The sequence below is a fragment of the Herbaspirillum sp. UBA812 genome (assembly GCF_002296545.1).
GTDB classification, from domain to species: domain Bacteria; phylum Pseudomonadota; class Gammaproteobacteria; order Burkholderiales; family Burkholderiaceae_D; genus Herbaspirillum; species Herbaspirillum huttiense.
Genome location: NZ_DBIC01000120.1, coordinates 1 through 2878, shown reverse-complemented (window position 1 = coordinate 2878; position 2878 = coordinate 1). Strand labels below are relative to the sequence as shown.

Below are 2878 nucleotides of genomic sequence, written 5' to 3'. Positions count from 1 at the left end.
CACCGAGCCGGCCAACACCATGTTCGCCAAGGTGATGAGCATTTCCGACGTGATGATGTGGCGCTACTACGAGCTGCTGTCGTTCCGTTCGATGGCCGAGATCGCTGGCTACAAGGCCGAGGTCGAAACCGGCAAGAACCCGCGCGACATCAAGGTGGCGCTGGCCCAGGAAATCGTCGCCCGCTTCCACTCGCAGCAGGCTGCCGAAGATGCGCTGGCCGACTTCGTGAACCGCTCCAAGGGCGGCATTCCGGACGATATCCCGGAAGTCTCGCTGTCGGGCGCGCCGCTGGGCATCGGCCAGCTGCTCAAGCAGGCCAACCTGTGCGCCTCCACTTCGGAAGCGCTGCGCATGGTCGAGCAGGGCGGTGTGCGCATCGACGGCACCGTCATCAGCGACAAGGGCTTGAAGGTCGAGGCCGGCCAGTGCGTGGTGCAAGTGGGCAAGCGCAAGTTCGCCCGCGTCACCCTGGCGTAAGCTGGAACGCGCATGATCGCTCTCTTGCAGCGGGCCAGTCAGGCCTCGGTGGTGGTGGATGGCCAGACGCTGGGCAGCATCGGCACCGGGCTCATGGTGCTGGTCTGCGCCGAGCGCCACGACACCACGGCCGAAGCCGACGCCCTCTTGAAGAAGCTGCTGGCCTATCGCGTCTTCAGCGACGAGGCCGGCAAGATGAATCGCAGCGTTGCCGACGTGCAAGGCGGCTTGCTGCTGATCCCGCAATTCACGCTGGCGGCCGATACCAATTCAGGCACGCGCCCGTCCTTCACGCCGGCGGCGGCACCGGAACTGGGACGCCAACTGTTCGATCACTTCGTGGCCCAGGCGCGTGCGCGCCATGGCGAGGAAAGGGTAGGGACGGGGCGCTTCGGAGCCGATATGAAGGTGTCGCTCACCAACGACGGTCCGGTGACCTTCTGGCTGCAGGTCAAGCCCAAAGCACCGGCTGCCGATATGAACGTTACTGAATAAAACCGAGCCCGGCATTGAAGCCGGGCGGCGCGTCCCCAAATGGATTCGTAATGCGTGTTGCATGTGGCCTTACTTTTAGGAGGTGATATGAAATTCTGGAGCGATTCTTTCAAGGACGGTGCCAACATCCCGGGCGAATTCGCCTTTGCGGTGATGGATCCCAAGACTCACGTGGCCCTTTCTGCCAATCGCAATCCGCACTTCGCCTGGAGCGATCTGCCGGCTGGCACCAAGTCGCTGGCGCTGGTGGTGCATGATCCCGACGTGCCTTCGCGCGGCGATGATGTGAACCAGGAAGGCAAGACCGTGCCGCTGGAACTGCCGCGTGTGGATTTCTATCACTGGACGCTGGTGGACATTCCGGCGGGCGTGAGCGAAATCAAGGCCGGCCAGTTCAGCAACGGTGTGACCGCGCGCGGCAAGCCGGGTCCGGCGGTGCTGGGCGATGTGATGCCGGGCGCGCGCCAGGGCATCAACGATTACACCGGCTGGTTCGCCGGCGACGGCGACATGCGCGGCGACTACTTCGGCTATGACGGCCCCTGCCCGCCGTGGAACGATGCGCTGGTGCACCGCTACATCTTCACGCTGTACGCGCTGGACGTGGAACAGCTGCCCGTGGTCGGCAACCTGGAAGGTTCGGTGGTGGTCACTGCGCTGCGCGACCATGTGCTGGATCAGGCGTCCCTCACCGGCCTCTACACCCTCAACCCCAACGCGGTACCGCGTAGCTGACCTGACTGCACTGCATGACCGACATCCTGCTGATCCGCCACGGCGAAACCGACTGGAACGTGGACAAGCGCCTGCAAGGGCATATCGACATCGGCTTGAATGAAGCCGGCCAGCGCCAGGTCCTGGCGCTGGGCGAGGCGCTGGCGGGGGAGGGCATCGATGCCGTCTTCGCCAGCGACCTGCAGCGTGCGCGCGATACGGCCCAGGCCGTGGCCGGGGCGGCGGGATTGGCGGTGCAGATCGATGCGGGTTTGCGCGAGCGCTGCTACGGCGGCTTCGAGGGCTTGCGCCATACCGAGATCGAAGCGCGTTATCCGGAGGCGTATCGCCAGTGGAAGGCGCGCGAGCCGGACTTCCGTTATCCCGCCGGCGAGCGCATCGCCGAGACCATGCGCGAATTCTATGAACGTTCGGTGGCGGCCGTGCAGCGCGTGCTGGCTTCGGGCCGCTATCGCAAGGTGGCCATCGTCACCCATGGCGGCGTGCTGGAGTGCGTGCATCACTGGGCCAGCCAGACTTCCTTCGCCCAGCCACGCAGCTTTGACATCTTCAACGCCAGCGTCAATCGCCTGCACTGGGATGGCGAACGTGCCCACATCCGCTCCTGGGGCGAGATCGGGCATCTCCAGCGCGAGACGCTGGATGAGGTGGATCGCTAGTCATTCATTGCCTTGAGGTAATCAGCAGGGTGGCGGGAAGGCATTTGGCCTGCCGTTTTTCCTGTGCAGTGATATTTGATATTGGCATTTCTCCAACAATCTCCGCTGCCCAATAAATAATCAGCCCCAAAGATGTAACCGCGCCCGATTCTTGTTGGGCGAGGCAGGCAATCGCGCTAAAATAGCGCCCTTCCCCGTATCTCCCCCTATCCACGTCGTGAACATTGGGCCCTATTCCCTGCGCAACAACGTGTTCGTCGCCCCCATGGCGGGTGTGACCGACCGTCCGTTCCGCCAGCTGTGCAAGCAGCTGGGGGCGGGCTATGCCGTCTCGGAAATGGCCGCGTCCGATCCGCGCCTGTGGCAGAGCGAGAAGACCTCGCGCCGCATCAACCACGATGGCGAGATGGAACCCAAGGCGGTGCAGATCGCCGGGGCCGATCCCGTCATGCTGGCCGATTGCGCGAAGTACAACGTCGAGCGCGGTGCGCAGATCATCGACATCAACATG

5 protein-coding genes are annotated in these 2878 nt (G+C 63.8%); all 5 read left to right on the top strand.

The genetic code is table 11. The features are described 5' to 3' along the window. Positions 1-478 (top strand): S4 domain-containing protein (locus B3873_RS07795; protein WP_286865087.1); only part of this gene is annotated, 478 nt, incomplete at its 5' end. Positions 479-490: 12 nt separating this feature from the next. Next, positions 491-973: a D-aminoacyl-tRNA deacylase gene (dtd, locus tag B3873_RS07790; RefSeq protein WP_252697146.1), complete on the top strand. Its 483-nt coding sequence runs from the start codon at positions 491-493 to the stop codon at positions 971-973. 87 nt (positions 974-1060) lie between these two features. After that, positions 1061-1708, top strand: coding sequence for a YbhB/YbcL family Raf kinase inhibitor-like protein (locus tag B3873_RS07785; RefSeq protein WP_121042635.1), 648 nt, complete (start codon positions 1061-1063; stop codon positions 1706-1708). Between the two features lie 14 nt (positions 1709-1722). Then, entirely contained in the window at positions 1723-2367 is a 645-nt protein-coding gene (locus B3873_RS07780) for a histidine phosphatase family protein (protein WP_276837529.1), read from the top strand. 217 nt (positions 2368-2584) lie between these two features. Further along, positions 2585-2878 (top strand): tRNA-dihydrouridine synthase (locus B3873_RS07775; protein WP_286865085.1); only part of this gene is annotated, 294 nt, incomplete at its 3' end.